The sequence below is a fragment of the Bradyrhizobium sp. TM233 genome (genome assembly GCF_036247965.1).
In the GTDB taxonomy this organism is placed as follows: domain Bacteria; phylum Pseudomonadota; class Alphaproteobacteria; order Rhizobiales; family Xanthobacteraceae; genus Bradyrhizobium; species Bradyrhizobium ottawaense.
In genome coordinates, this window is record NZ_BTIG01000027.1 from 13,164 (window position 1) to 38,840 (window position 25,677).

The window sequence follows — 25,677 nt, forward strand, 5'->3', positions numbered from 1 at the left end:
GTTACACTCCGGAGGACAGTTTCAGGATCGCGTAGGTCGAGGCGAGCGCCACGGCGACCGAGAAGAAATTGTTGAGCATGATCGAGACGAGCTTCAGCTTCTCGTTGTGGATGTAGTCCTCGATCACCACCTGCATGCCGATCTTCATGTGCCAGGCGCTGGCGAAGATGAAGAGGAGCAGGATCACCGCGACGGGAATGGAGCTCAGGGTCTGCGCAGCGTAGACCTGGTTGCGGCCGAGCAGCATCACGATGATCACCAGCGCCGGGATCATCAGCAGCGTCATGGCGACGCCGGTGATGCGCTGGCGCCAGAAATCGGACGTGCCGGAATGCGCGGCGCCGAGATTGCGGACGCGGCCGAGCGGGGTGCGCAGGCTGCGCTTCGGCGTATCGGATGCGCTCATCGTCCACCTCCGTTCGCATAGGCGATGATCCAGATCAGCACGGTCAGCGCGATGCCGCCGATCAGGGCGCCCCAGGTCAGCGCTTCCCGCTCATTGGCCTTGAAGCCGTAGCCGAGGTCCCACACGAAATGCCGGATGCCGCTGAGCATATGGTGCATCAGCGCCCAGGTGTAGCCGAACACGATCAGCCGCCCGATGATGCTGCCGGCGAAGGCCTGGACGTGCGCGTAAGCGGCAGGGCCGGAAGCCGCGGCAACCAGCCACCAGACCAGCAGCAGGGTTCCAAAATAGAGGGCAACACCGGTGGCGCGATGGATGATGGACAGAGCCATCGTCAGCGTCCAGCGGTACACTTGCATGTGCGGCGAGAGGGGTCGTTCGATCCGTGCGGTCATGGGCTTTGATGTTTTATGGCGGCCCAGCAGGGGGCGCGCGGGGATCGGAAAGGTCGGCTCTATTTACGGAGTCGATTTGGCCTGCGCAATCTCCAAATTGCCATAAATCGAACGATCGTTCAGCTCTAGAGCCTTGATGATACAAGGCCAATCAGGGGCTTGGTATACCAGAGCGCCGGTCCGCCAGCGAAATTCAGAATGAAAATTCATTGCTTCGTGGTGTGCGCAGGGCGCATTGAAATCACTATTGGAACGCCTCTAACCCTTGTCCGCCGCTCGCCGCTCGAATCCGCCGGTTCATGGCAGCCGTAGCCGTCCCCTCCAGGGCCGAAGCGACCGGCGCGCCGACGCTGGCTCGGTTTCCCTGGGACTGCGGATATGCGCAGCCTGCATTCCACCCCAGCCGGGACGTCCGGTGCGTCGACCGGGCACCCCAGATCGCCTAAAGCTGGGACCGCAGCCGTCTCCGACCGACGTCTAGCAGAGGTTGCGACCAGTCGCCGGGGGCAGGTCAGGGGTGATTGCAGGTCTTGATATCAAGGACATCGTCGAACTCGCGCTGCTGCTGATCGCAACCGGCGCGCTATCGGGATTCCTGGCCGGCGTGTTCGGCATCGGCGGCGGCGCGATTCTCGTGCCGGTGTTCTACGAATGCTTTCGCATCGCCGGCGTGCCGCTGGAGGTGCGCATGCCGCTCTGCATCGGCACCTCGCTCGCGGTGATCATTCCGACCTCGATCCGTTCGTTCCAGGCGCATTACAAGCGCGGCGCCGTCGACATGGCCATCCTGCGGGTGTGGTGGCTGCCGATCGTGATCGGCGTCGTCTCGGGGAGCGTCGTCGCGCGCTACGCGCCGGAGCGGCTGTTCAAGATCGTGTTCGTCTGCGTCGCCTATTCCGCGGCGGCGCGGCTCATCTTCGCGCGCGAAGGCTGGAAGTTGGGCGACGATCTGCCGAAGGGTCCCTTGATGCGCGTCTACGGCTTCTGCGTCGGTATTCTTTCGACGCTGATGGGCATCGGCGGCGGCCTGTTCTCGAACCTCTTGATGACGTTCTACGGCCGTCCCATCCATCAGGCGGTCGCGACGTCATCCGCACTCGCGGTGCTGATCTCGATCCCCGGCGCGCTCGGCTACATCTATGCGGGCTGGCCGGCGGCGGCGAACTATCCGACCATCGCAGCCCTGCAGATCCCGTTCGCGCTCGGTTACGTCTCGCTGATCGGCGCCGTGCTCGTGATGCCGATGAGCCTCGTCACCGCGCCGCTCGGCGTGAGAGCCGCGCATGCGATGTCGAAGCGAACGCTGGAGGTCGCGTTCGGGTGTTATCTGTTGATCGTGGGCAGCCGGTTCGTGATGAGTCTGGTGGGCGGGCTGTAGTCGCCGCGTCCACCGTCATTCGAGCGCAGCGTCGTAGGGTGGGTTAGCGAAGCGTAACCCACCGCTTCTGCCGCCGCGGAACGCAAAGAGGTGGGTTACGCCTTCGGCTAACCCACCCTACGGCTTCATCCGCAAGGACGGCGAACGCCAGCCCTATTTCTTCGCGTAAATATCCTTGTACGTATCCCGCAAGATGTTCTTCTGCACTTTGCCCATGGTGTTGCGCGGCAGCTCGTCGACCACGAAGACGCGCTTGGGCATCTTGAACTTTGCGATCCGTCCGTCGAGCGCGTTCAGCACGGCGGCTTCAGTGACGTCGGCGCCCTTGTTGCAGACCAGCACCGCCGTGACGCCCTCGCCGAAATCGGCATGCGGCACGCCGATCACGGCGGATTCGATCACGCCGGGCATGGCGTCAATCTCGCTCTCGATCTCTTTCGGATAGACGTTGAAGCCGCCGGAGATCACGAGATCCTTGCCGCGGCCGAGGATGTGGACATAGCCCTTGCCGTCGATCTTGCCGAGGTCGCCGGTGATGAAGAAGCCGTCGTCGCGGAATTCGGACTTGGTCTTTTCCGGCATGCGCCAATAGCCCTTGAAGACGTTCGGGCCCTTGACCTCGATCATGCCGATCTCCTCGCGCGGCAGCTCCTTGCCGGTCTCGGGCTCGGTCACGCGCACGGAGACGCCGGGCAAGGGAAAGCCGACTGCGCCGGGCACGCGCTCGCCGTCATAGGGGTTCGACGTGTTCATGTTGGTCTCGGTCATGCCGTAGCGCTCGAGCACGGCGTGCCCCGTGCGCGCCGACCATTCGCGATGGGTCTCCGCCAGCAGCGGCGCCGAGCCCGAGATGAACAGCCGCATATGCTTCGTGGAGTCGCGCGACAGCGCAGAATTCTGCAGCAGCCGCGTGTAGAAGGTCGGCACGCCCATCAGCACCGTGGCGCGCGCCATCAGCTTGATGATCAAATCCGGATCGAGCTTCGGCAGGAAGATCATCGACGCCCGGGCGAACAGCGTCACGTTGGTCGCCACGAACAGGCCGTGCGTGTGATAGATCGGCAGTGCGTGGATGAGCACGTCCTTGTCGGTGAAGCGCCAGTAGCCGACGAGCGAGAGCGAGTTCGACGCCAGATTATCATGCGTCAGCATCGCGCCCTTGGAGCGGCCCGTGGTACCCGAGGTGTAGAGGATGGCGGCGAGATCGTCGTTCGCCCGCGCGACGGTTGCGAATTCGCTGCTGGCCTTGTCGGCGGCTTCCGTCAGCGAGCCCTTGCTGTCAGCTCCGAGCGTCTCGACCTTGGCCTTCACTTTCGCGGCGATCGGCGCGAGGCCCTCCGCCTTCGAGGGGTCGCAGACCACCAGCGACGGCTCGGCATCGCCGATGAAGTAGTCGAGCTCGTTCAGCGTATAGGCGGTGTTGAGCGGCAGGTAGACCGCGCCGGCCCGCACCGTGCCGAGATACAGCACGATATTGGCGACGGACTTTTCGACCTGCACCGCGACGCGGTCGCCCGGCTTCACGCCGCGCGCGACCAGCACATTCGCCATCTGCCCGGCCCGCGCGATCAGATCGCCATAGCTGATATGGCCGCCATCATGCGTCTCGATCGCGAGGCGCTTCGGATCGTCCAGGCCGTCGAACAGGCGGGAGAACAGGTTGGCGTTGGCAGCTGGGTTCATGCAACATTCCTCGCCGGCGAAGGCCGGTCAAACCGAGGGCTGGATTAGCAAAAACCGCCCCGATGAAGCAACGGAGACAGTTTGCATGACAAAAGATGGGAAACGCGTGGCCTGGGTCACGGGCGGCGGCAGCGGGATTGGGGAGGCCGGCGCCGAGGCGCTGGCTGCCGACGGCTGGACGGTGGTGGTCTCGGGCCGGCGCAAGGACGCCCTGGATACCGTGGTTGCCAAAATCGGCAAGGCGGGCGGTGCGGCCGAGGCCATCGCGCTGGACGTGTCCAACGCTGCGGAAGCCCAGAAAGCCGCCGACCAGATCGTCGCCAGGCACGGCCGCATCGACCTCCTGGTCAACAACGCCGGCATCAACGTCCCCAAGCGGAGCTGGAAGGACATGGAACTGGAGGGCTGGGACAGACTGGTCCAGGTCAATCTCAACGGCGTGCTTTATTGCATGCGCGCGGTGCTGCCGACGATGCGCAAGCAGCAGGATGGCGCGATCATCAACGTCTCGTCCTGGGCCGGCCGCCACGTCTCGAAGATGCCGGGCCCGGCCTACACCACGACCAAGCATGCGGTGCTGGCGCTGACCCATTCCTTCAACATGGACGAATGCGTCAACGGCCTGCGCGCCTGCTGCCTGATGCCGGGCGAGGTGGCGACGCCGATCCTCAAGCTGCGCCCGGTGGTGCCGAGCGAGGACGAGCAGGCCAGGATGCTGCAATCGGAGGATCTCGGACGCACCATCGCGTTCATCGCGAGCATGCCGGCAAGGGTCTGCATCAACGAGGTGTTGATCAGCCCGACGCATAATCGCGGGTTCATCCAGACGCCGAACAACAGGGATTGAGGCGCAGCGCGCGCGTCAATCTCCGCTGTCGTCCCGGGGCGCGACAACGTCGCGAACCCGGGACCCATAACCACAGGGAGAAGACGTCGCGCGAGACGGTAACTCCGAGTCTTCGCCAAACCACTCCCTGTGGCTATGGGTCCCGGATCGGCGCTTCGCTTGTCCGGGACGACAGCGGAGTGGGCGGATCGTTCGTGCATCACACGAGCGTCCCCCCACATAGTTTCACGCATCACAAAGAATTTTTCCCCGAAACCACTTCGCCAACCCTCCCGTAGTTCGGTCCAACGACGGCGCTGCTGCTTCACGCCAAAAGGTCGCAGCCGCCGTTGTTGCCCCAACGCAAGACCGGCCATCGCCGGTTACAATTCAATCGGGAGACTTTCCATGTCGAAGCGCATTGCCTATCTCGCCGCCGCCGCCTTCAGCGCCCTGGCCATCACCGCGACCGTCGTCGCGCCTGTCCGCGCCGAGGAGAAGACCGTCATGGTCGGCGGCGCCGCGATGTTCCCGTCGAAGAACATCGTCCAGAACGCGGTCAATTCGAAGGACCACACCACGCTGGTGGCGGCGGTGAAGGCGGCCGGCCTGGTGCCGACGCTGGAAGGCAAGGGTCCGTTCACGGTGTTCGCGCCGACCAACGCCGCCTTCGGCAAGCTGCCGGCCGGCACCGTCGACAATCTGGTCAAGCCCGAGAACAAGGCGACGCTGACCAAGATCCTCACCTACCATGTCGTGCCCGGCAAGCTCGAGGCCTCGGACCTCACCGAGGGCAAGAAGCTGAAGACCGCCGAAGGCGAGGAACTGACGGTCAAGAAGATGGACGGCAAGGTCTGGATCGTCGATGCCAAGGGCGGCACCTCGATGGTGACGATCTCCAACGTCAACCAGTCGAACGGCGTCATCCATGTGGTCGACACCGTGCTGATGCCGGCGACGTAACACCGCGCGATCCTGTTTCATCCCCCGAACAGGATGCGACGAAACGGCGAGCCGGGGGGCACCCGGCTCGCTTTTTTGTGACCGCCATAGCCAGACGCTATCGATTCGATGGCGGACAGGGCGTAACGAAAGCGGGCGCATCGGCGTATAATCGGTGTCACACGACGTTCAGGACGGAACCATCATGTCGAGCCTCACAGTCACCGACGAGCAGGTCAGCGCCGCCCCGGCCAAAGTGATCCAGCCGGCCTGGGTCCGCGTCATGCACTGGGTCAATGCCTTCGCCATGATCCTGATGATCCTGTCGGGCTGGCAGATCTACAACGCCTCGCCGCTGTTCGGCTTCAGTTTTCCGCGCGAGTACACGCTCGGCGGATGGCTCGGCGGCGGCCTGCTCTGGCACTTTGCTGCGATGTGGCTGTTGATGATCAACGGGCTCGCCTATCTCGTCACGGGCTTCGCCACCGGCCGCTTCGCCAAGAAACTGCTGCCGATTACACCGTCGGGCGTGCTCCACGACGTCAGGGCAGCGCTGACCTTCAAGCTCGGCCATGACGACCTCACCGTCTACAATTACGTGCAGCGCGTGCTCTATGCCGGCATCATCGTGGTCGGCGTGCTGATCGTGCTCACGGGGCTCGGGATGTGGAAGCCGGTGCAGCTCTATTACCTCGTCACGCTGTTCGGCGACTACCCGACCGCGCGCTACATCCATTTCTTCTGCATGGCCGCGATCTGCGCGTTCCTCGTCGTTCACGTCCTGCTCGCGCTGCTCGTGCCGAAGAGCCTGCGCGCCATGATCATCGGCCGCTGAGGAGGAGAACATGGCGAAGCGTTCATTCCTGATCCCCGGCGTCGACAAGCGGCTCTTGATCAAGGACTCCATCAAGACCATGCCCGACGTCACGCGCCGCCGCTTCATCGCGGGCGGCGCCAGCCTCGGCGCACTGACGCTGCTCACCGGCTGCGATGTGATCGACTCCTCCTCGGCCGAGGAGATGCTGAAGCAGGTCTCGAAATTCAACGACGCGGTGCAGGCCTTCATCTTCAATCCCGACGCACTGGCACCGACCTTCCCCGAGAGCGCGATCACAAAACCGTTTCCGTTCAATGCCTATTACGATCTCGACGACGCGCCCGATGTTGCTGGCGCCGATTGGAAGCTCGAGGTCCGCGGCCTCGTCGACAACAAGAAGTCGTGGACGCTGGACGAGCTCTACAAGTTGCCGCAAGTCACGCAGATCACCCGCCACATCTGCGTCGAGGGCTGGAGCGCGATCGGCAGCTGGACCGGCACACCCTTGCGCGATTTCTTAAAACTGATCGGCGCCGACACGCGCGCCAAATACGTCTGGTTCCAGTGCGCCGACAAGGACGGCTACAATTCGCCCTTGGACATGCGCAGCGCGCTGCATCCGCAGACCCAGATGACGTTCAAATACGCGAACGAGATTTTGCCGCGCGCCTACGGCTTCCCCATGAAGATCCGCGTGCCGACAAAACTCGGCTTCAAGAACCCGAAATACGTCGTCTCGATGGAAGTCACCAACGACTACAAGGGCGGCTATTGGGAAGACCAGGGGTATAATTCGTTCAGCGGAAGCTAGCTACGGCACCATCTGTTTGACCGGCCCGACTTTCCGCTGGCACAGCGCCGCCACCGCCCCCAAGGCCAACAACGCCGCCGATACATTGAGCGCGTAGCTCAGGCTCCCCAGCGCGTCCGTGATCGCGCCGACCACGATCGGCCCGAGCGTTTGCCCGACGCCGAACGAGATCGTCATCGCGGCGATCGCGGTCGGCCACATCGCCGGCGGATAGTTGAAGCGCACGAAGGCGGTGGTCGAGCCAACCACGGCGAAGAAGGCGACGCCGAACACGACGGCCGAGACCGCGAGCCATGCCGGCGAATGCCCGAGCATCGGCAGGGCCGCGCCAGCTGCGTTGGTGCCGAGGATGATGGCGGTGGCGAGCCCGCCGCGATCGAGCGCCAGCACGCCCCGCCAGGCCCAGGGTGTGACGAAGGCGGACAGGCCGATCAGGCTCCAGAACGCGGCTTGCGCGGTGGCCCCGCCGCCGCCGTCGCGCACATAGGCGATCATGAAGGTCATGTAGGCGATGTAGCCGGCGCCGAACAGGAAGTAGCCGGCGAGGTAGATCAGCACGGGACGAATCGCGAAGGCGGCGTGGCTGCCTTCGGAGAAGCGGACGCTGCTCTCGATGCGGATCAGGAACAGCGGCACGGTCATCGCGGCCGACAGCAGTGTCAGCGCCCACCACACCATCCACCACGAGCCCGGTCCGAAATATTGCAGCGTGAACGGAGCGATCAGCCCCGAGGACAGAATGCCGATGCCGGGCCCGGCATAGAACAGGCTGAGCAGGAAATTGGCCCGCTCGGGGCGAGACTGGGCAATGGTCGCCGCCAGTGCGCCGCCGGCGACGAAGCCGGCCGCGGCTCCGATGCCCAGCACCAGACGCGCCAGGCTCAGCGCAACGAAATTTCCCGTCAGCGCGCAGGTCGCGAGCGCGGCGACGCAGGCCAGAGTTCCGCCGCGGATCGCCGCCGCCCAGCCGACGCGCTGGATCAGGCGCGAGGCCACCAGCGCGCCCACGAGATAGCCGACGGCGTTGATGGTGTTCATGAATCCAGCCGCCGAATAGGACCAGCCGAGGTCCTCCCGCATATCGGGCAGCACCAGCGCATAGGCAAAGCGGCCAATGCCGAGCCCGACCGTGGCGGCCAGCGACAGCGTCAGGATCAGCCGCGCGGGATGCGCGTAGGGCGAGCGGCGGTCTTTAGGAAAGCAGTCTTGGGCGTGCAAGGGATACTCCGGCCTGCCCAGTGTGGCAGGCCCCGTCCGCCTTGCACAGCCGCACCCCGGCAATGGTGTCTTGCCAAGCGCGCAACGCCGCTCTAGCACTCCGGCCGAATTCGATCTCAGAGGATACGACCATGGCGACCCACAAACTGCTGCTGCTTCCCGGCGACGGTATCGGCCCCGAGGTGATGGGCGAGGTGAAGCGGCTGATCGACTGGCTCAATTCGGCCGGGATCGCCAAGTTCGAGACGGATACCGGCCTCGTCGGCGGCTCCGCCTATGACGCGCACAAGGTGTCGATCTCCGAGGGCGACATGGCCAAGGCGCTTGCCGCCGATGCCATCATCTTCGGCGCGGTCGGCGGCCCGAAATGGGACGCCGTTCCTTACGAGGTGCGCCCGGAAGCCGGCCTGCTGCGCCTGCGCAAGGATCTGGCATTGTTCGCCAACCTCCGCCCCGCCGTGTGCTACCCGGCGCTGGCCGATGCATCGAGCCTGAAGCGCGAGGCCGTCGAAGGCCTCGACATCATGATCGTGCGCGAGCTCACGGGCGGCGTCTATTTCGGCGAGCCCAAGACCATCACTGATCTTGGCAACGGCCAGAAGCGCGCCGTCGATACCCAGGTCTACGACACCTATGAGATCGAGCGCATCGGCCGCGTCGCCTTCGAGCTTGCCAGGAAGCGCAAGAACAAGGTGACCTCGATGGAGAAGCGCAATGTCATGAAGTCGGGCGTGCTCTGGAACGAGGTCATGACGGCGGTCCACAAGCGCGAATATCCCGACGTCACGCTCGAGCACCAGCTCGCCGATTCCGGCGGCATGATGCTGGTGAAATGGCCAAAGCAGTTCGACGTCATCGTCACCGACAATCTGTTCGGCGACATGCTGTCCGACATCGCGGCGATGCTGACGGGCTCGCTCGGCATGCTGCCCTCGGCTTCGCTCGGCGAGGTCGACGTGAAGACCAAGAAGCGCAAGGCGCTGTACGAGCCCGTGCACGGCTCGGCGCCTGATATCGCAGGCCAGGGCCTCGCCAATCCCATTGCGATGATCTCGTCGTTCGGCATGGCGCTGCGCTATTCCTTCGACATGGGCGCGCTCGCCGACAAGGTCGACGCCGCGATCGCCGCGGTGCTTGCCAGCGGCCTGCGCACCGCCGACATCAAGTCGGAAGGCACCACGGCTGCTTCCACCACGCAGATGGGCGAAGCGATCCTGAAGGAATTGCAGAAGCTGCACGCGTAAGGCGGGCACAGAATCGTAGGGTGGGTTAGCCATGTGGACTGCGCGAAGCGCAGACCGCTTGGCGTAACCGACCTCTTTCGTCTCCGCGGAGACAAGCAGTGGTGGATTACGCCTTCGGCTAATCCACCCTACGGCACCTTCCAAAACAAAATGGCCGGGCGCGAGCCCGGCCATTTTGATTCGGTCGATCCGTCCGCTCAGTACAGCGGGAAATTCTGCGGATAGCCGCCGACGTCCTGCGGCGGCGAAAGCGGCTGGCGATCGATCGGGCGGTTGAGATTCTCGCGCGCGAAAGTCGGATAGCCCACCGCCGGCGGGAAGGCGTAGTCGGAGAACTTGCGGTCGCCCGGATTGACCTCGGTGCCGCCGTCGAGCCAGGAGCGCTTGCTGACATAGATGCGGGTGCGGCCCTGCTGGTAGACGGCGTTGGGGCCGCTCGGGCCGTAATAGTGGCGGCCGCGCTCGTCATAGCGCTTGGTCTTGTTGTCAGCCGAGGCTGGCGTCGCAAGGGACAGGGCAATCACAGCGCCCGCCGCAAACAAGGTCGCCAGTTTGGCAGAGAATTTCCAGCTCATCACGTCCCCTTCAGGCGGCGCACCGCCAGTCGATATCACCCCATACTAGCCCGGCCGGGGTGAGCGCAACTAGGTCTATTGGGTCACACCAGCTCGGAATAATCGTGCGCGCTGGCAAAAGTTGCATCAATACCAGCCACTTGAGCTTGATGCCGGTCAAAGCGCCCCGCGCAATTGCGCGTTGGCGGCGCCCAGCAGCCAGTCCGGCGAGCCCACGAGGTCACAGCCGCGGCGCTTCAGCTCGGCACGGGCGAACCATTCCGCCAGCTTCGGCTCGTTGCCGGAGGTCAGCAGCGTCAGCCGGTTCAGCGTGCAGGCAATCGCCGCACGCCGGGCGGGCATTGTGTCGCCCTGACAGGAGAAGCCGGAGATCTGCAAGCCTGGCTCCTCGTTGCGCTTGAGGTAGCCGAGGCAGGCCGGGCTCCCCTTGTCCGCGCCGACCGGCCGGAACAGCGCGACGGCGCCGAATTTCGTCTCGATCAGGCCGGCTTGCTCGAGCGGGGTCGCAGCCCCAAGGCCCATCTGGACGGCGAGGTCCATCATGGCCGGACGGGCCACATCGAATTCGCCGCCTTCCCGATATACCTCGAGCTCGGCCAGCGGCCGGTCTGCCGCGCTCGCCCAGCGCATCACGTCCCGGCGGCCGCCTTCGGGATGCCGAAGGATGGTGTAAGAGGCTGTTTTTTCTGATGAATCGATCCGGCTAAGGGCGAAGGCCGGGTGCGAGCGATCGGCCGTGCTCCAGCCTGGCTTCAGCGCGGGCTCATCATCGCGCCAATCGGGCAGCTGGCCGAGCGCCGCGAGGGCGAGGATGGCAAACAGGGCGAGCGCCCCCACATAGGCGATCAGGCGCGCCAGCGTGCCGACCACCTCGTCGGCGAAGGCTGCCAGCGTCAGATAGAGATGGGTCCGGGTGGAGATTGCGGCCGTGCTGGCCTCGAGCGACTGCATCCACGGCCTTCAGGCATGGTCCAACGTTGTCTTGAGGCCGGTTCTCGCATAGAAGCGCTGCTCTTCCTGTTTAAGCGTCAGCTTCAGGAACGGGCTTTTTCATCGGAGAGTGAACGATGGGTTACAAAGTCGCAGTCGTCGGCGCGACCGGCAATGTCGGACGGGAAATGCTCAACATTCTCGACGAGCGCAAATTTCCCGCGGACGAGGTCGTGGCCCTGGCGTCACGCCGCAGCATCGGCGTCGAAGTCTCCTATGGCGACCGCACCCTGAAGTGCAAGGCGCTCGAGCACTTTGATTTCTCCGATGTCGACATCTGCCTGATGTCGGCGGGCGGCTCGGTGTCGAAGGAATGGTCGCCGAAGATCGGCGCCGCCGGGGCTGTCGTGATCGACAACTCGTCCGCCTGGCGCATGGATCCGGACGTGCCGCTGATCGTGCCGGAGGTGAATGCGGCTGCGACCGAAGGCTTCAAGAAGAAGAACATCATCGCCAACCCGAACTGCTCGACCGCGCAGCTCGTGGTCGCGCTCAAGCCGCTGCACGACAAGGCGACGATCAGGCGCGTCGTGGTCTCGACCTATCAATCGGTGTCGGGCGCCGGCAAGGACGCGATGGACGAGTTGTTCTCGCAGACCAAGGCCGTCTACACCAACAGCGAGATCGTCAATAAGAAGTTTCCAGCGCGTATCGCCTTCAACGTCATCCCCCAGATCGACGTCTTCATGGAGGACGGCTACACCAAGGAAGAGTGGAAGATGATGGCGGAGACCAAGAAGATTCTTGATCCCAAGATCAAGCTCTCCGCCACCTGCGTGCGCGTGCCTGTCTTCGTCGGCCATTCCGAGGCCGTCAACATCGAGTTCGAGAATCCGATCAGCGCGGACGAAGCGCGCAACATCCTGCGCACGGCGCCGGGCTGCCTCGTCATCGACAAGCACGAGCCCGGCGGCTACGCGACTCCTTACGAAGCGGCCGGAGAGGACGCGACTTACATCAGCCGCATCCGCGAGGACGCGACGGTGGAGAACGGTCTCGTGCTGTGGTGCGTGTCCGACAATCTTCGCAAGGGCGCAGCCCTCAACGCGATCCAGATCGCGGAAGTGCTGATCAACCGCAAGCTGATCAGCGCGAAGAAGAAGGCGGCGTAACGCACGCTGCCGTAGGGTGGGCAAAGGCGCGAAGCGCTGTGCCCACCATTCTCTCGATTTCGATAAAGGTCGTGGGCACGCTTCGCTTTGCCCACCCTACGAGATCCGTGGTTTAACCCACGCTGCGCGCGTTCTTGAATTCCTTGCTCGCCTTGTCCAGCACGAACAGCGATCCCTCCGCGACGCCGAAATAGGCGCCGTGGGTCTGCATCTGGCCGGCATCGACCGCCTTCCGCACGAATGGGAACGTCATCAGGTTTTCCAGGCTGCGGAACACCGCAGCCTTCTCGATGCGCTCGACGAACTGCGCCATGGTCTCGCGCTCGCGCTGCTCGACCACTTCGCCCGGCTTGATGAACATCTGCATCCATTTGCCGATGAAGTCGCCGGGCGTCAGCGGCTCGATCTTGTCGACGAAGGCGCGGATGCCGCCGCATTGGGCGTGGCCGAGCACCACGATGTGCTTCACCTTCAGCACCGTCACCGCGTATTCCAGCGCGGCCGAGACGCCGTGCGCGTTGCCGTCGGGCTGATACACCGGCACAAGATTGGCGATGTTGCGGACCACGAACAATTCGCCGGGGCCGACGTCGAAGATCACCTCGGGCGAGACGCGGCTGTCGCAGCAGCCGATCACCATCACTTCCGGCGACTGCCCCTTCACCGACAGGTCGCGATAGCGGGTCTGCTCGGTCGGCAGCCGCTGGGTGGCGAAGGCCCTGTAGCCTTCCAGCAAATGCTCTGGGAATGCGGTCATGGCCTATGCCTAAACATATACCGCCGGGGCGAACAAGCCTTTCGAATAGGCAGGCCAGATGTTATCGCCTGTGGCTGTTTGCTTGAGCATGATCCTTGCCGGAAAACCGCCGCACGCTTTTCCGGATCGTGCTCTACAACCGCCTCAGGAAACCGGAAGGAACGCTCGCATGACCCGCCCGCGCCGCAGCCATCTGTTCATGCCCGGCTCCAACCCCCGCGCGCTGGAAAAGGCGCGCAATCTCGCCGCCGACGGCCTGATCCTCGATCTGGAAGATTCCGTCGCCCCTGAGGCCAAGGCGGTGGCGCGTGACGGCATTGCCGCCGCGATCGCAGCCAAGGGCTTTGGCAAGCGCGAGATCCTGATCCGGACCAACGGCCTCGACACGCCCTGGTGGGCCGACGACGTCGCCATGGCGGCGAAGGCTTCGCCCGATGGCATCCTGGTTCCAAAAGTTTCAAGTATCGAAGATCTCGACATAATCGGCTTCCGTCTCACCGAGCTTGGTGCCGCGCCGACCGTGAAGGTCTGGGCCATGATCGAGACCGCCCGCGCCGTGCTGCATGCCGAGGAACTGGCCGAGGCCGGGCGCGATCCATCGCGGCGTCTGTCCGGCTTCGTGTTCGGTCCCAACGACATCTCGCGCGAGACGCGGATCCGGATGCTGCCGGGCCGCGCCGCGATGATCCCGATGATCACCCATTGCATCCTGGCGACGCGCGCCCATGGCCTCGAGATCCTCGACGGCCCCTACAGCGACATTGCCAACCCCGACGGCTTCGCCACCGAATGCGCGCAAGGCCGCGATCTCGGCTTCGACGGCAAGACGCTGATCCACCCCTCGCAGATCGACGCCTGCAACGCGATCTTCACGCCGCCCGAAGAGGAAGTCGCGCGCGCACGAAAGATCATCGCGGCGTTCGAATTGCCGGAGAACGCCTCGCGCGGCGCGATCCGCCTGGACGGCGCCATGGTGGAGCGCCTGCACGCCGACATGGCAAAGCGCACGATCGCCATCGCGGATGCGATTGCGGCGATAGGGAAGAGCTGAGGGGTGCCCCCGACCCGTTCCGTCCTCTTCGATCTCGACGGAACGCTGGTCGATTCCCGACCGGGCATCGTCGCGAGTTGCTCGGCGGCATTGCGTGCGCTCGGACATGATCCCGGCAACGCCCCCGACATAGCCATCGGGCCGCCGCTCGAAGACATCTTGCGGAGTTTGCTGCAGGCGTACGGGGACAACCGGATCGATGAGGCCGCTGTCGCGTATCGTCGGCACTACGGCGAAATTGGTCTGCTCGGAAGCGAGCCCTATCCCGGAATAAGCGACGCTCTTGCAGAGATGCGACGCGCTGGATTGCGGATCTATCTCGCCACCTCGAAGCGCGAAGTTTTCGCGCGACGAATTCTGGAAAACCTCGATCTCGCGACGCACTTCGACGGCATCTACGGTTCAGTGCCTGACGGCGAGCGGGATCATAAGCCGGAGCTGCTCGCCCATATCCTGTCCGATCAGGATATCTCCCCTTCGCGCAGCCTCATGGTCGGCGATCGCCGCCACGACATCATGGGTGCTCACGCAGTCAAGATGCGCAGCCTCGGCGTGCTCTGGGGATATGGCAGCCGGCAAGAGATCGAAACGGCCGGCGCGGACCAATTGGTGGAACGACCTGCCGATCTCTCGCGCATCGTTCTATCCATGTTAAACGGATAGTCGCCATCGCAATTCAGCGCGGCACAACGTCCGCGCGGTCGAGCGATTCCAGTGTCGCGGCATTGCCGCAATAGCCGTGATAATTCTCCGCGGCAGTGCCGTCGGCGAGATCGCGGTCGCATTGTCCCTTGTGATTGCAGAGCGAGCAGACCCGCTCCATGTCGCGGAGCAGCAGCGGCTGCGCGCGGCCGAGCCCTTCGGCGCTGATGCCGAGCTGTTCGAGCATCTTCGGCAGCTCGTCGGCGGCGTGCTTGCCGTGGCGGACCAGTTCCTCGAGATCGTCAGGCGCGATCCGCAGGTCACTCGCGATCCGGTCGAAATCGGCCCGATCGAGCTGCCGCATCTCGTTCAGCTCGCGGCGATGCTTCAGCCAGCTCGCAAAGGAATCGATGAGGTCCTGGACGATGGGATATGGCCTGGTTGCGGTGCTCATGGAAAGCTCCCTTCGGACAGCGGAACTGGAGCGAATTAAGCACAATGATGCAGGGGCGCGTTGCGCTGGATCAAACTGGAAGAGGGCGGGGAAATAGAGCTCGTGTCCCGGACGCGGTGCGGCGCGAAGTGCCGCTCCGCAGAGCCGGGACCCATCTCGCGGCATTGCTGAGCCCCGGCTCTGCAGCGCACCGCTGAAGAAGCGCTGCGCTGCGTCCGGGGCACGAGAAACTAGCCGAACCGCTCCGCCGCCCAGGCATACAGGCTGCCCGGAATCGGCTTTTCGCCGCCGCGGCCCTTGGGCGAGATGTGCAGGCCGATGATCTCGGGGCTGGTGACGAGGCCGAGATAGCTCGAGGGATCGAAGAACAGTTTTGGTTCGGCATGCACGGCGTAGAACGACTGCTTCGGCAGCGCGCAAGCGAGCTCACCGGTGCGGCGCGCCAGCGCGGTGAGTGCCGCGGGGCCGAAGATCGCGACGCGGATATCGGAGAGGCGGTTCGAGCTGCCGCGCAGGCGGCGCATCATGAAGGTGATGCGATGGCGGACCGACAGCCAGTTCGGCGTCAACTCCTCCTGCTCCATCAGCTCCTCGAAGGCGGCGACGATGGCGTGCCGGGGCGGCAGGTAGATCACGGAATTGCCGAGCTGGCGCGGCCGCTCCCAGGCGAAGTAAGGCTTTGCCGGATCGATCTCGACGGGCTTCAAGAGCAGCACATCGGCGTCGAGCCAGAGGCCGAGATCCTTCGCCATCAGCTTCATGCGGAAGAAATCGCTGAACTGCAGCGTGGTCCAGTCGCGCCAGCTTCCGTCCGGTTGCGAGGGCCGCAAGCGTTCCGAGAACGCGTGCGGCAGGATCGCTTCGGCGTCTGCATTTGCGACGCCGGCGGGCAGGCCGGGAATGGTGTCGAAACTATAGACCGTGACCTTGTGGCCGGCAGCGAGCTGCGAGCGCAGACAGGTCTGGCGCAGCGCGTCCATCGGGCCATGCCAGAAGGTGACGATGTCGGGCAGCATGCGGCGAAGCTATACGGGATAAGCGAGGCAAAGAAAAAGCCCCGGCGCAGTCGGCACCGGGGCTGAATGAAGACGCGAGATCAGGCCCAGGCGCGTTCGCGCTTGAGCTTGTCCTCATAGGTGTCGATCGAGGCCTTCTTCTCCATCGTCAGGCCGATGTCGTCGAGGCCGTTGATCAGGCAGTGCTTGCGGAACGGGTCGATCTCGAACTTGACCTTGCCACCGTCGGGGCCGCGGATCTCCTGGTTCGGCAGGTCGATCGTCAGCGTCGCGTTGGCGCCGCGCTCGGCGTCGTCGAACAGCTTGTCGAGGTCTTCCTGGCTGACGCGGATCGGCAGAATGCCGTTCTTGAAGCAGTTGTTGTAGAAGATGTCGCCGAACGAGGTCGAGATCACGCAGCGGATGCCGAAGTCGAGCAGCGCCCAGGGCGCGTGCTCGCGGCTCGAGCCGCAGCCGAAATTGTCGCCGGCGACCAGCACCTTCGCATTGCGATAGGCGGGCTGATTGAGGACGAAATCCGGATTCTCGCTGCCGTCGTCCTTGTAGCGCTGCTCGGAGAACAGTCCCTTGCCAAGGCCGGTACGCTTGATGGTCTTGAGGTACTGCTTCGGAATGATCATGTCGGTGTCGACATTGATGATCTTCAGCGGCGCCGCGACGCCTTCCAGCGTGGTGAACTTGTCCATGGTTGCGCTTTCCCGGATGGGTCTAGGGGAACAGGTATTTATCGTGATCGGGGCGGAAATCCTAGGCCGAATTCGGCAGGTCTAGTCTGCTTGGCGGGATCAAGCCACGGAGAAGGTGCGCTCCCTACCCCGCCCGCGCCTCAATCGCCGCCATATCGTCGTCCGACAGACCAAAATGGTGGCCGATCTCGTGGATCAGGACGTGGCGGACGATGTGGCCGAGGCTTTCGTCGTGCTCGGCCCAGTAATCCAGGATCGGCCGGCGGTAGAGCCAGACCATGTTGGGCAGCCGCGCCACGTCGCCAAGGCTCTGCTGGGGCAGGCCGACGCCCTGGAACAGGCCGAGCAGGTCGAACTCGCTCTCGCATTCCATCTCGTCCAGGACCTCCTCGGTCGGGAAGTCGTCGACGCGGAGGATCACGCCCTCGCACAGCCTGCGAAACTCCGCCGGCAGGCGCTCGAAGATCTCGTGCGCCGTCGCTTCCATCTCGGCCAGCGAGGGCGCTTTCAATTCCGTCCACATGGGGTTGTCTTAGCGCGGGTTTCCCGCTGATGCATCCCGCTTTATAAAGCGCGGCGAGGTTGACGGGCGCCGTCAAAACGGGGAGCGTGGGCCTCGAACGGGACGTTTCAGGTGGGCGGAAAAATGCGAGCGAAAACAGCGCTGACGCTACTGTGCATGGGGTTGTTTTCGCAGTTTTGCGGTGGCGCGGAGGCCCAGAGCGCGGCCCCCGGGGTCAGGCTGGCGCAGGCGGCCTCGCCGGACGACATCCCACCGCCGCGCAAGCGCCCGCCCTCGCGCCTGCGCGTCACGCCCTACTACAGCCCTGACGGCGTCTACCCGCGCTACAATCCCGGTCCCAATGCGGTCCGCGAATGCAATGCGACCTATGTGCAGGAATTCCGGCCGAGCGGCACCGTGATCGTGCCGCGTGTGAGCTGCTATTGGCGCCCCGGCTAATGCCGGTTCAACGCCGGTGCGCGACGGGGGGCCTCGAGGTGTGGCCATGGCGAGATGGGTTGCATGGGCCGTTGCCGCCGCGCTGGCCGCGGGCCTGCCTTGCGCGTCCGCAGCACCGAGGGTGACGGTTCCGGAGGCCTCGGCGGGGATCGCAATGTTCGATGTGCGACGGCCTGCGCGGACCTACGTCGTAGGGCATGCCGTGCGCCGTGATCCGCGCTATTACGCGCGGCCCGTCCACTACCGTCCCTATTCTTACCGCGTGCCCGCCCCCTTCGTGTTCGGCTACGGGCCATTCTGGTGACGCGCTAGCCGGCGGGCGCAAATCCCTTGACCAGCAGCACGGTCGCCTGCGCGCCCGCCTTGCGGTCGCGCGAGATCTCCTCGTAGTCGGGTGAATTCGAGAAGGCGAGGAAGGCGGCCTCGTCGGGAAACGACATCATGACGAGCTTGTCGTGCGGCCACGCCCCCTCGAGCACGCGCGGCTGCTCGTCGGCGGCGAGCAGCCGTCCATTGAACTTCCTGAACACATCGAAGAATCGCGCCTGGTAGCGGTCATAGGCCGCGCGGTCCGTCATCTTCAGCTGCGCGATTGCGTAGACGGTCATCTTCCAAAACTCCTCTCGTCGCGGCACCGCGTCGCATCGCAATTTGCCGGCCTCGTTCATTCATGGCGCGTTCACATCGCTATCCGCAATTTAATCCCGGGAGCGACTGCGATTGAACAGGGATGACGCGGGCCGGGAACGAGCATCGCCACTCCGCTGTCCAGATTCAGGGAGGAGTCCATGCTGAGGAGTTTGGGTCTCAGGGCAGGCCCGATGCGCCTGCTCGGAATTGCGGCCGCCACGACGCTGATGCTGTCGGCCGGAACCGCGCGTCGTGCTGAAGCGCTGAGCTTGATCAATCCGGCGACGTCACCTGCGACGAAGGCCGCGGCCGACGACCTCGTCACGCAGGTTCGCCACGGCGGCGGCGGACATGGCGGTGGCGGGCATTTTCACGGTGGTGGAGGCTTCCGCGGTGGCGGAGGACATATCGGCGGTTTCCGCGGCGGTGGATTCCATGGCGGCCATATCGGCGGCTTCCGCGCCGCACCGGCCTTCCATGGCGGCTATCGCTATGGCGGCGTTCACCGCTACGGCGGATTTCATCGCTACGGGATCTATCGGCCTCACTACGGCCATCGCCACTTCCACCGGCGCTATTATGTCGGCGGCTATTATCCCTACTACCATTATCCGCGCCGCTGCCGGGTCATCTGGACCTATTACGGCCCGCGCCGCATCTGCCGCTGGCATCGCTGGCACCATCCGTATCGGTATTGGTAAGCACGATCGAAGCGAAAAGGGCGCCTTAGCGGCGCCCTTTGTTTATCCGGTGGCCTAGAGCCAACCCCTCAGCTTCCACGATGCGGACTTCCACCGCATCAGGGTCTCGACCTTCCACTGCTTGAACATCGCGGGCGGCCAGCGGCTGAGCTTCGAGGTCTCCTCGACCTCGGGCTTGGCGACGATGTGCAAGCGTGGCGCGCGCCGGCGGTGCTGGCGCGTGGCCTCGCCGATCAGGTCGACATATTCAGGCTTGTTGGCCATGGCGCGCGTCCTCGCGAAAACCTCGCGAGGACGAGAGTGTCAGGCGATCGTTTAACGGCGGTTGCCGCGATCGCTACAATTGCAGGGACCGGCTTAGCGCCAGTCCCTGACGTCGACGAAATGACCCGCGATCGCCGCCGCTGCCGCCATCGCCGGCGACACCAGATGGGTGCGGCCCTTGAAGCCCTGGCGTCCTTCGAAGTTGCGGTTCGAGGTCGAGGCGCAGCGCTCTTCCGGGGCCAGCTTGTCCGGGTTCATCGCGAGGCACATCGAGCAACCGGGCTCGCGCCATTCGAAGCCGGCCTTGATGAAGATCTTGTCCAGACCCTCGGCTTCGGCCTGCTCCTTCACGAGGCCGGAGCCCGGCACGACCATGGCGTTGACATGCGCTGAGACGGTCTTGCCTTCGGCAATCTTCGCCGCCGCGCGTAAATCCTCGATGCGGCCATTGGTGCAGGAGCCGATGAAGATGCGGTCGACCTTGATGTCGGTGATCTTCGTTCCCGCGGTCAGGCCCATGTACTTCAGCGCGCGGTGCTTGGAGAGACGCTTGGCCTCGTCCGCGATCTTGTCGGGGTCGGGCACGATGCCGGTCACGGAGATGACGTCCTCAGGGCTGGTGCCCCAGGTCACGATCGGCGGCAGCTTGGCGGCATCGAGGCGCAGCTCGCTGTCGAAATGCGCGCCCTCGTCGGAGCGCAGCTTCTCCCAGTAGCGCATCGCCGCGTCCCAGTCCGCGCCCTTCGGCGCCTTGGGGCGGCCACGCAGGAAGTCGAACGCCTTCTGGTCGGGCGCGACCAGGCCGGCGCGCGCGCCGCCTTCGATCGACATGTTGCAGACCGTCATGCGGCCTTCCATGCTGAGCGCGCTGATGGCGTCGCCGGCGTATTCCAGCACGTAGCCGGTGCCGCCCGCGGTGCCGATCTCGCCGATGATGGCGAGGATGATGTCCTTGCCCGTCACGCCGTCGGGCAATTTGCCGTCGACGGTGACGCGCATGTTCTTCGCCTTCTTCTGGATCAGCGTCTGCGTCGCCAGAACGTGCTCGACCTCGGAAGTGCCGATGCCGTGCGCGAGCGCGCCGAACGCGCCATGCGTCGAGGTGTGGCTGTCACCGCAGACGATGGTGGTGCCGGGCAGGGTAAAACCCTGCTCGGGGCCGATGACGTGGACGACGCCCTGGCGCTTGTCGAACTCGTTGTAATATTCGATGCCGAATTCCTTGGCGTTCTCGGCCAGCGCCTTGATCTGCTCGATGCTTTCAGGATCGGGATTCGGCTTGGTGCGATCGGTGGTCGGCACGTTGTGGTCGACGACGGCGAGCGTCTTTTCCGGCGAGTGGACCTTGCGGCCGGTGGCGCGCAGGCCTTCGAACGCCTGCGGCGAGGTCACCTCGTGCACCAGGTGGCGATCGATATAGAGCAGGCAGGTGCCGTCATCGGCTTCGTGCACCAGATGGTCGTTCCAGATCTTGTCGTACAATGTGGTCGGCTTGGACATGAGCTTGAGCTCCGAAAGAATGTTGTGTCAGTGGATGGGCGCGCGCGGCGCGCAGGCAACAAAATCGTCAGCGCAGCTTTTAGGCTGCGCGGCTAAGCTCTGACGTTGCCGAGGTCGCGAAGCGTCCGAAGAACCGGCCGGGCAGCCGCGAGCGATCGTCGATGACGATGCGCTTGACGGGGGCGAGGCTGGTCGGATCTGGAAACATTCTAGAAGCTATATAGCACGCAGCGGTAAAAGCGCGAGGGCTTCAAGTTCGTGATTGCAAGCCACCGGGTCCGCGCGGAGCGCGGCCCGGTGACAGGCTCCGCGAAGCAATCCAGAAATGCATCTACGGGGGCAGTCTGGATTGCTTCGTCGCAAGGGCTCCTCGCAACGACGGTGGCCAAACAAAAAAGCGCGGAGCCGAGCCCCGCGCTTCTCGAAAACTTGCCTGATGGCGGAGCTTACTCGTTGACGGCCTTGGCGTGCTCAGTCTTCTCGACGATGCGGGCCGACTTGCCGCGAAGGCTGCGGAGGTAATAGAGCTTGGCGCGACGCACCTTGCCGCGGCGCACCACCTTGATCGAGTCGATCATCGGCGACATCACCGGGAACACGCGCTCCACGCCCTCGCCGTAGGAGATCTTGCGGACGGTGAAGCTCTCGTTGAGCCCACCGCCGGAACGGCCGATGCAGACGCCTTCATAGGCCTGCACGCGGGTGCGGTCGCCTTCGACGACCTTCACGTTGACGATCACGGTGTCGCCGGGACCGAATTCCGGAATGTCCTTGCCGGCGGACAGCTTGTCGAATTGCTCTTGCTCGAGCTGTTGGATCAGGTTCATGGGTAAATCTCCATCGGCGCGCCCAGCCGCAGATCGGGGGCTGCGCGAAATTCGTCTATCCAGCTATTGCGGATGTGGCCGCTCCTATAAGGCAAGCCGGAGCGTTTGTCACCCGTCTGTCTTGTTTTTTGGTGTTTTTTGGCGTCCGGCCCGATTCGGGGGCTTGGGTGGGATCTGGGCCCACAAATCCGGCCGCTGGGCCGCCGTCAGCGCCTCGGATTGCGCCCGCCGCCAGCTGGCCACCTTGGCATGGTCGCCGGAGGTCAGGATCTCCGGGATCGGCACCCCCTCGAACAGCTGCGGCCGGGTGTATTGGGGGTACTCCAAAAGGCTATCAGAGAAGCTTTCCTCGGTTCCCGAGGCCTCCTTGCCCATCACGCCCGGCAGCAGCCGCACACAGGCGTCGATCAGGGCCAAAGCGGCGATTTCGCCCCCGGACAGCACGTAATCCCCGATCGAGACCTCCTCCAGGCCCCGCCCGTCGATCACCCGCTGGTCGATCCCTTCAAAGCGCCCGCAGACGATCAGGGGGCCGGGGCCCTTGGCGAGTTCCCGGACTCGTGCCTGGGTCAATGGCCGACCCCTCGGGCTCATCAGCAGCCGCGGCCGCTCAGGGCCGATCTCTGCGGCATCGATCGCCGCCGCCAGAACATCCGCCCGCAGCACCATGCCCGGCCCGCCGCCGGCGGGGGTGTCGTCGACGCTGCGATGGCGGTCGGTGGCGGACGCCCTGATGTCCCGCGCCTCGATCTCCCACAGCCCGGAGGCCAGCGCCCGGCCGGCCAGGCTCACGCCGAGCGGCCCCGGAAACATCTCCGGAAACAGCGTCAGCACCGTCGCGCGCCAGGGTGAGGGGGTTGTCATCGGATCTCAATATCTCGTCGTCCCGGACAAGCGCAGCGCAGATCCGGGACCCATAACCACCGCAGCCAGTTTTGCGATGGCTGGAGCCATCAGCTTAGCCAAAAACCACGGCCTGTGGTTATGGGTCCCCGCGTTCGCGGGGACGACTCGTGGAGGGATCATTGTCCTCGCCCTCGACCTCCTGCGGCAGCGCGATCACGACACGGCCGCCTTGGAGGTCGACCTCCGGCACCACCGCGTTCGTGAACGGCAGCAGCAGCGTCGTGCCTTTCGGCGGGGCGATTTCGATGATGTCGCCGGCGCCGAAATTATGGATCGCGAGCACGCGGCCGAGCGCATCGCCTTCCGTGGTGACGGCGGCGAGCCCGATCAGATCGGTGTGGTAATATTCGTCGTCGTCGGTCGCGGGCAGTTTTTCGCGCGCGACGTAGAGTTCGATGCCGTTGAGGCGCTCGGCCTCATCGCGGGTCGTGACGCCCTTGAACGTCGCGACCAGATGGTCCTTGGCCTCGCGCGCCGTCGCGACCTCGAACTGGCGCTTGCCGTCCTTGGACAGCAGCGGACCGTAGCGCCTGACGGCAAAGGGATCCTCGGTGAAGGTCCACAATTTGACCGCACCGCGCACACCATGCGCGGCGCCGATCCGCGCGACGCAGACCAGCGCCGACATGATCTAGCCTTAGCCCTTCGCGGCGGCTTCGGCCTGCGCCTTGCGCTCCTTGCGCGGCACGGCCTTCTCGGGGTTGTTGCGCGCTTCGCGCTTCTTGACGCCGGCAGCATCGAGGAAACGCGCCACGCGGTCGGACGGCTGCGCGCCCTTGGCGAGCCAGGCCTTCACCTTGTCCATGTCGAGCTTCAGGCGGGTCTCGTTGTCCTTCGGCAGCAGCGGGTTGAAATAGCCGAGACGCTCGATGAAGCGGCCATCGCGCGGGAAGCGCGAATCGGCGACGACGACGTGATAGACGGGGCGCTTCTTGGTGCCTGCGCGGGCGAGGCGGATAACGACGGACATCTAGTTCTCCTTCAAAGTACAGTTTGTTCGGTTGATTGGTATTTTCGCGCCGCGCGGGACCGTGCGATCCCTCGTGACGAATTCCTCATTTCTTCTTGCCGGGAAAACCGCCGAGGCCCGGCAGCATCGGCTTGCCGCTGAGGCCCGTGAGCCCCGGCACATTCGGCAGGCCCTGACGCAAGCCGGCCGGCAAATCCTTCGGTAGGCTCGGCAGACCCTGTCCGCCGCCGCTCTGCATCTTCTCCTGCAGCGCCTTCATCTCTTCCGGCGAGGGCGGCTTCATGCCGCCGCCGAAGCCCATGGCCTGCGCGATGCCGGCGAGCGGGCCGCGCTTGCCCGAGCCCATGGCCTTCATCACATCAGCCATGTTCCGGTGCATCTTGAGCAGCTTGTTGACCTGCTCGACGCTCTGGCCGGACCCTGCAGCGATACGCTTCTTGCGGCTGGCCTTGAGCAAATCGGGATGACGGCGCTCGTCGCGCGTCATGGAATCGATCACCGCGACCTGGCGCTTCAGGATCTTGTCGTCGATCCCGGCGGCGGCGATCTGGTTCTTCATCTTGGCGATGCCGGGCATCATGCCCATCAGCCCGCTGATGCCGCCCATGCTGGCCATCTGCAGCAGCTGCTCGCGCATGTCGTTGAGGTCGAACTGACCCTTGCGCATGCGCTCGGCGGTGCGCGCGGCCTTCTCGGCGTCGATATTGGCGGCAGCGCGCTCGACCAGCGAGACCACGTCGCCCATGCCGAGGATGCGGCCGGCGATACGATCGGGGTGGAAATCTTCCAGCGCGTCGGTCTTTTCACCGGTGCCGATCAGCTTGATCGGCTTGCCGGTCACCGCGCGCATCGACAGCGCAGCACCGCCGCGGCCGTCGCCGTCGACGCGGGTCAGCACGATGCCGGTGAGGCCGACACGCTGATCGAACGCGCGCGCGAGGTTCACCGCGTCCTGGCCGGTGAGGCTGTCCGCGACCAGCAGCACTTCATGCGGATTGGCCGCGGCTTTGATCGCCGCCGCTTCCGCCATCATGTCTTCATCGAGCGTGGTGCGGCCGGCGGTGTCGAGCAGCACGATGTCGTAGCCGCCGAGCTTGCCGGCTTCCATCGCGCGCTTGGCAATCTGCGGCGGCTGCTGTCCCGCCACGATCGGCAGGGTCGGAATGTCGAGGTCGCGGCCGAGCACGGCCAGCTGCTCCATCGCCGCCGGGCGATAGACGTCGAGCGAGGCCATCAGCACCTTGCGCTTGTCGCGCTGGACCAGGCGGCGGGCGAGCTTGGCGGTGGTGGTGGTTTTACCGGAGCCTTGCAGGCCGACCATCATGATCGGCACCGGCGGCACGGAATTGACGTCGATGGTCTGGCTTTCGGCGCCGAGCGTGTTGATCAGCTCGTCATGGACGATCTTGACGACCATCTGGCCGGGGGTGACCGACTTGACGACGGTGGCGCCGATCGCCTGCTCGCGGACGCGCTCGGTGAAGCTGCGAACCACCTCGAGCGCGACGTCGGCCTCCAGCAGCGCGCGGCGCACCTCGCGCATCGCGGCGTCGACGTCCTTTTCGGTCAGCGCACCGCGCCCCGTCAGACGATCGAGAATGCCACCAAGCCGTTCCGACAGATTGTCGAACAATGCCGTTGTCCTTTGTCCTGCTCGTCAAAAAGACGATCTTCCAAACACCTTTACGCCCGAGGGCGCATAGCGCTGTCGGGCGTTGACCTCTAGTCCCTCAGGACCAGTCGGCGGGTCGAAAAGAAAGCCTTTCCGAGAAAGTGGCGGGGTTAAACGCCGCTCACGCCCAAAAGTCAAGGAAAGTTAGGGTGCCGGGGCGGCTTTGCCAGGGTAAGATACTGAATTTGCGTCACTTTTAACCACCGGTTCCTTTTCGTTTGGCCACGCCCATATAGAAGGTGA

General features: G+C 64.6%; 31 protein-coding genes. 12 read left to right on the forward strand and 19 right to left on the reverse strand.

What is annotated here, in order from left to right; translation table 11 throughout:
* Nucleotide 1: 1 nt before the first annotated feature.
* Together sdhD and sdhC are read right to left on the reverse strand one after the other, a co-directional pair.
* Nucleotides 2–406 carry a succinate dehydrogenase, hydrophobic membrane anchor protein gene (gene sdhD / locus AABA86_RS30835; RefSeq protein WP_212252132.1) on the reverse strand — a complete coding sequence of 135 codons (405 nt, stop codon included), beginning with the start codon at nt 404–406 and terminating at the stop codon, nt 2–4.
* Nucleotides 403–801 carry a succinate dehydrogenase, cytochrome b556 subunit gene (gene sdhC / locus AABA86_RS30840; protein WP_212252134.1) on the reverse strand — a complete coding sequence of 133 codons (399 nt, stop codon included), beginning with the start codon at nt 799–801 and terminating at the stop codon, nt 403–405. The genes sdhD and sdhC overlap by 4 nt, the downstream gene beginning before the upstream one ends.
* Nucleotides 802–1,318: 517 nt before the next feature.
* On the opposite strand from sdhC, the gene AABA86_RS30845 reads away from it, so the two are divergent.
* Nucleotides 1,319–2,179: a sulfite exporter TauE/SafE family protein gene (locus AABA86_RS30845; RefSeq protein ID WP_338309473.1), complete on the forward strand. Its 861-nt coding sequence runs from the start codon at nt 1,319–1,321 to the stop codon at nt 2,177–2,179.
* A 153-nt stretch (nt 2,180–2,332) separates the two neighbouring features.
* On the opposite strand, the gene AABA86_RS30850 is transcribed toward AABA86_RS30845, so the two are convergent.
* Nucleotides 2,333–3,862 (reverse strand): malonate--CoA ligase, encoded by a 1,530-nt coding sequence (locus AABA86_RS30850; protein ID WP_338309474.1) that lies wholly within the window; start codon nt 3,860–3,862, stop codon nt 2,333–2,335.
* Nucleotides 3,863–3,947: 85 nt separating this feature from the next.
* Here AABA86_RS30850 and AABA86_RS30855 point away from each other — a divergent pair, with 85 nt between their 5' ends.
* The 4 genes from AABA86_RS30855 to AABA86_RS30870 all read left to right on the forward strand — a co-directional run bounded on the left by AABA86_RS30855 (nt 3,948) and on the right by AABA86_RS30870 (nt 7,258).
* Nucleotides 3,948–4,709: an SDR family oxidoreductase gene (locus AABA86_RS30855; protein ID WP_338309475.1), complete on the forward strand. Its 762-nt coding sequence runs from the start codon at nt 3,948–3,950 to the stop codon at nt 4,707–4,709.
* Nucleotides 4,710–5,096: 387 nt separating this feature from the next.
* A complete protein-coding gene (locus tag AABA86_RS30860) occupies nt 5,097–5,651 on the forward strand; it encodes a fasciclin domain-containing protein (RefSeq protein ID WP_338309476.1) in 555 nt (184 codons plus the stop codon).
* Nucleotides 5,652–5,835: 184 nt separating this feature from the next.
* Nucleotides 5,836–6,465, forward strand: coding sequence for a cytochrome b/b6 domain-containing protein (locus AABA86_RS30865; RefSeq protein ID WP_212252143.1), 630 nt, complete (start codon nt 5,836–5,838; stop codon nt 6,463–6,465).
* A gap of 10 nt (nt 6,466–6,475) precedes the next feature.
* Nucleotides 6,476–7,258 carry a molybdopterin-binding protein gene (locus AABA86_RS30870; protein ID WP_212252145.1) on the forward strand — a complete coding sequence of 261 codons (783 nt, stop codon included), beginning with the start codon at nt 6,476–6,478 and terminating at the stop codon, nt 7,256–7,258.
* On the opposite strand, the gene AABA86_RS30875 is transcribed toward AABA86_RS30870, so the two are convergent.
* Nucleotides 7,259–8,476, reverse strand: a complete 1,218-nt coding sequence (locus tag AABA86_RS30875) for a YbfB/YjiJ family MFS transporter (protein ID WP_338309477.1) — start codon at nt 8,474–8,476, stop codon at nt 7,259–7,261.
* A 131-nt stretch (nt 8,477–8,607) separates the two neighbouring features.
* Between AABA86_RS30875 and leuB the strand changes: the two genes are divergently transcribed.
* Nucleotides 8,608–9,720, forward strand: coding sequence for a 3-isopropylmalate dehydrogenase (leuB, locus tag AABA86_RS30880; RefSeq protein WP_338309478.1), 1,113 nt, complete (start codon nt 8,608–8,610; stop codon nt 9,718–9,720).
* A gap of 197 nt (nt 9,721–9,917) precedes the next feature.
* On the opposite strand, the gene AABA86_RS30885 is transcribed toward leuB, so the two are convergent.
* The gene (locus tag AABA86_RS30885; protein ID WP_338309480.1) at nt 9,918–10,295 is read right to left on the reverse strand and encodes a hypothetical protein; all 378 of its coding nucleotides are present in this window, start codon (nt 10,293–10,295) and stop codon (nt 9,918–9,920) included.
* A gap of 156 nt (nt 10,296–10,451) precedes the next feature.
* On the reverse strand, nt 10,452–11,246 hold the full coding sequence (locus AABA86_RS30890; RefSeq protein WP_338309481.1) for a hypothetical protein: 795 nt from the start codon (nt 11,244–11,246) through the stop codon (nt 10,452–10,454).
* Nucleotides 11,247–11,362: 116 nt separating this feature from the next.
* Between AABA86_RS30890 and AABA86_RS30895 the strand changes: the two genes are divergently transcribed.
* Entirely contained in the window at nt 11,363–12,397 is a 1,035-nt protein-coding gene (locus AABA86_RS30895) for an aspartate-semialdehyde dehydrogenase (RefSeq protein ID WP_338309482.1), read from the forward strand.
* A gap of 112 nt (nt 12,398–12,509) precedes the next feature.
* On the opposite strand, the gene AABA86_RS30900 is transcribed toward AABA86_RS30895, so the two are convergent.
* Entirely contained in the window at nt 12,510–13,154 is a 645-nt protein-coding gene (locus AABA86_RS30900) for a carbonic anhydrase (RefSeq protein ID WP_212252157.1), read from the reverse strand.
* Nucleotides 13,155–13,323: 169 nt separating this feature from the next.
* On the opposite strand from AABA86_RS30900, the gene AABA86_RS30905 reads away from it, so the two are divergent.
* Nucleotides 13,324–14,205: an HpcH/HpaI aldolase/citrate lyase family protein gene (locus AABA86_RS30905; protein WP_338309483.1), complete on the forward strand. Its 882-nt coding sequence runs from the start codon at nt 13,324–13,326 to the stop codon at nt 14,203–14,205.
* A 3-nt stretch (nt 14,206–14,208) separates the two neighbouring features.
* Nucleotides 14,209–14,868: an HAD hydrolase-like protein gene (locus AABA86_RS30910; protein ID WP_338309484.1), complete on the forward strand. Its 660-nt coding sequence runs from the start codon at nt 14,209–14,211 to the stop codon at nt 14,866–14,868.
* 13 nt (nt 14,869–14,881) lie between these two features.
* Here AABA86_RS30910 and AABA86_RS30915 read toward each other — a convergent pair whose 3' ends face one another.
* The 4 genes from AABA86_RS30915 to AABA86_RS30930 form a co-directional block, all read right to left on the reverse strand.
* The gene (locus AABA86_RS30915) at nt 14,882–15,301 is read right to left on the reverse strand and encodes a hypothetical protein (protein WP_338309485.1); all 420 of its coding nucleotides are present in this window, start codon (nt 15,299–15,301) and stop codon (nt 14,882–14,884) included.
* Between the two features lie 230 nt (nt 15,302–15,531).
* A complete protein-coding gene (locus AABA86_RS30920; RefSeq protein ID WP_338309486.1) occupies nt 15,532–16,317 on the reverse strand; it encodes a hypothetical protein in 786 nt (261 codons plus the stop codon).
* A gap of 80 nt (nt 16,318–16,397) precedes the next feature.
* Nucleotides 16,398–17,003, reverse strand: a complete 606-nt coding sequence (leuD, locus tag AABA86_RS30925; RefSeq protein ID WP_008539074.1) for a 3-isopropylmalate dehydratase small subunit — start codon at nt 17,001–17,003, stop codon at nt 16,398–16,400.
* Nucleotides 17,004–17,127: 124 nt separating this feature from the next.
* Nucleotides 17,128–17,526: a metallopeptidase family protein gene (locus AABA86_RS30930; RefSeq protein WP_212252167.1), complete on the reverse strand. Its 399-nt coding sequence runs from the start codon at nt 17,524–17,526 to the stop codon at nt 17,128–17,130.
* A 156-nt stretch (nt 17,527–17,682) separates the two neighbouring features.
* Between AABA86_RS30930 and AABA86_RS30935 the strand changes: the two genes are divergently transcribed.
* Nucleotides 17,683–17,964: a hypothetical protein gene (locus tag AABA86_RS30935; protein WP_338309536.1), complete on the forward strand. Its 282-nt coding sequence runs from the start codon at nt 17,683–17,685 to the stop codon at nt 17,962–17,964.
* Nucleotides 17,965–18,010: 46 nt separating this feature from the next.
* Nucleotides 18,011–18,268 (forward strand): hypothetical protein, encoded by a 258-nt coding sequence (locus AABA86_RS30940; RefSeq protein WP_338309487.1) that lies wholly within the window; start codon nt 18,011–18,013, stop codon nt 18,266–18,268.
* Between the two features lie 4 nt (nt 18,269–18,272).
* Here the strand turns inward: AABA86_RS30940 and AABA86_RS30945 are convergent, their stop codons facing one another.
* Complete coding sequence (locus AABA86_RS30945) at nt 18,273–18,572, reverse strand: DUF1330 domain-containing protein (protein ID WP_212252170.1); 300 nt, start codon at nt 18,570–18,572, stop codon at nt 18,273–18,275.
* Between the two features lie 180 nt (nt 18,573–18,752).
* Between AABA86_RS30945 and AABA86_RS30950 the strand changes: the two genes are divergently transcribed.
* Entirely contained in the window at nt 18,753–19,295 is a 543-nt protein-coding gene (locus tag AABA86_RS30950) for a hypothetical protein (RefSeq protein WP_212252172.1), read from the forward strand.
* A 54-nt stretch (nt 19,296–19,349) separates the two neighbouring features.
* Here AABA86_RS30950 and AABA86_RS30955 read toward each other — a convergent pair whose 3' ends face one another.
* The 7 genes from AABA86_RS30955 to ffh all read right to left on the reverse strand — a co-directional run bounded on the left by AABA86_RS30955 (nt 19,350) and on the right by ffh (nt 25,395).
* Entirely contained in the window at nt 19,350–19,559 is a 210-nt protein-coding gene (locus AABA86_RS30955) for a hypothetical protein (RefSeq protein WP_338309488.1), read from the reverse strand.
* Nucleotides 19,560–19,652: 93 nt separating this feature from the next.
* Nucleotides 19,653–21,059 (reverse strand): 3-isopropylmalate dehydratase large subunit, encoded by a 1,407-nt coding sequence (gene leuC / locus AABA86_RS30960; protein ID WP_338309489.1) that lies wholly within the window; start codon nt 21,057–21,059, stop codon nt 19,653–19,655.
* 446 nt (nt 21,060–21,505) lie between these two features.
* Nucleotides 21,506–21,886 carry a 50S ribosomal protein L19 gene (gene rplS, locus AABA86_RS30965; protein ID WP_212252178.1) on the reverse strand — a complete coding sequence of 127 codons (381 nt, stop codon included), beginning with the start codon at nt 21,884–21,886 and terminating at the stop codon, nt 21,506–21,508.
* Nucleotides 21,887–21,994: 108 nt separating this feature from the next.
* The gene (trmD, locus tag AABA86_RS30970) at nt 21,995–22,750 is read right to left on the reverse strand and encodes a tRNA (guanosine(37)-N1)-methyltransferase TrmD (protein ID WP_338309490.1); all 756 of its coding nucleotides are present in this window, start codon (nt 22,748–22,750) and stop codon (nt 21,995–21,997) included.
* Nucleotides 22,751–22,868: 118 nt separating this feature from the next.
* On the reverse strand, nt 22,869–23,420 hold the full coding sequence (gene rimM / locus AABA86_RS30975; RefSeq protein ID WP_338309491.1) for a ribosome maturation factor RimM: 552 nt from the start codon (nt 23,418–23,420) through the stop codon (nt 22,869–22,871).
* A gap of 9 nt (nt 23,421–23,429) precedes the next feature.
* Nucleotides 23,430–23,762: a 30S ribosomal protein S16 gene (gene rpsP / locus AABA86_RS30980; RefSeq protein WP_008133080.1), complete on the reverse strand. Its 333-nt coding sequence runs from the start codon at nt 23,760–23,762 to the stop codon at nt 23,430–23,432.
* 85 nt (nt 23,763–23,847) lie between these two features.
* A complete protein-coding gene (gene ffh / locus AABA86_RS30985) occupies nt 23,848–25,395 on the reverse strand; it encodes a signal recognition particle protein (RefSeq protein ID WP_338309492.1) in 1,548 nt (515 codons plus the stop codon).
* Nucleotides 25,396–25,677 lie beyond the last annotated feature (282 nt).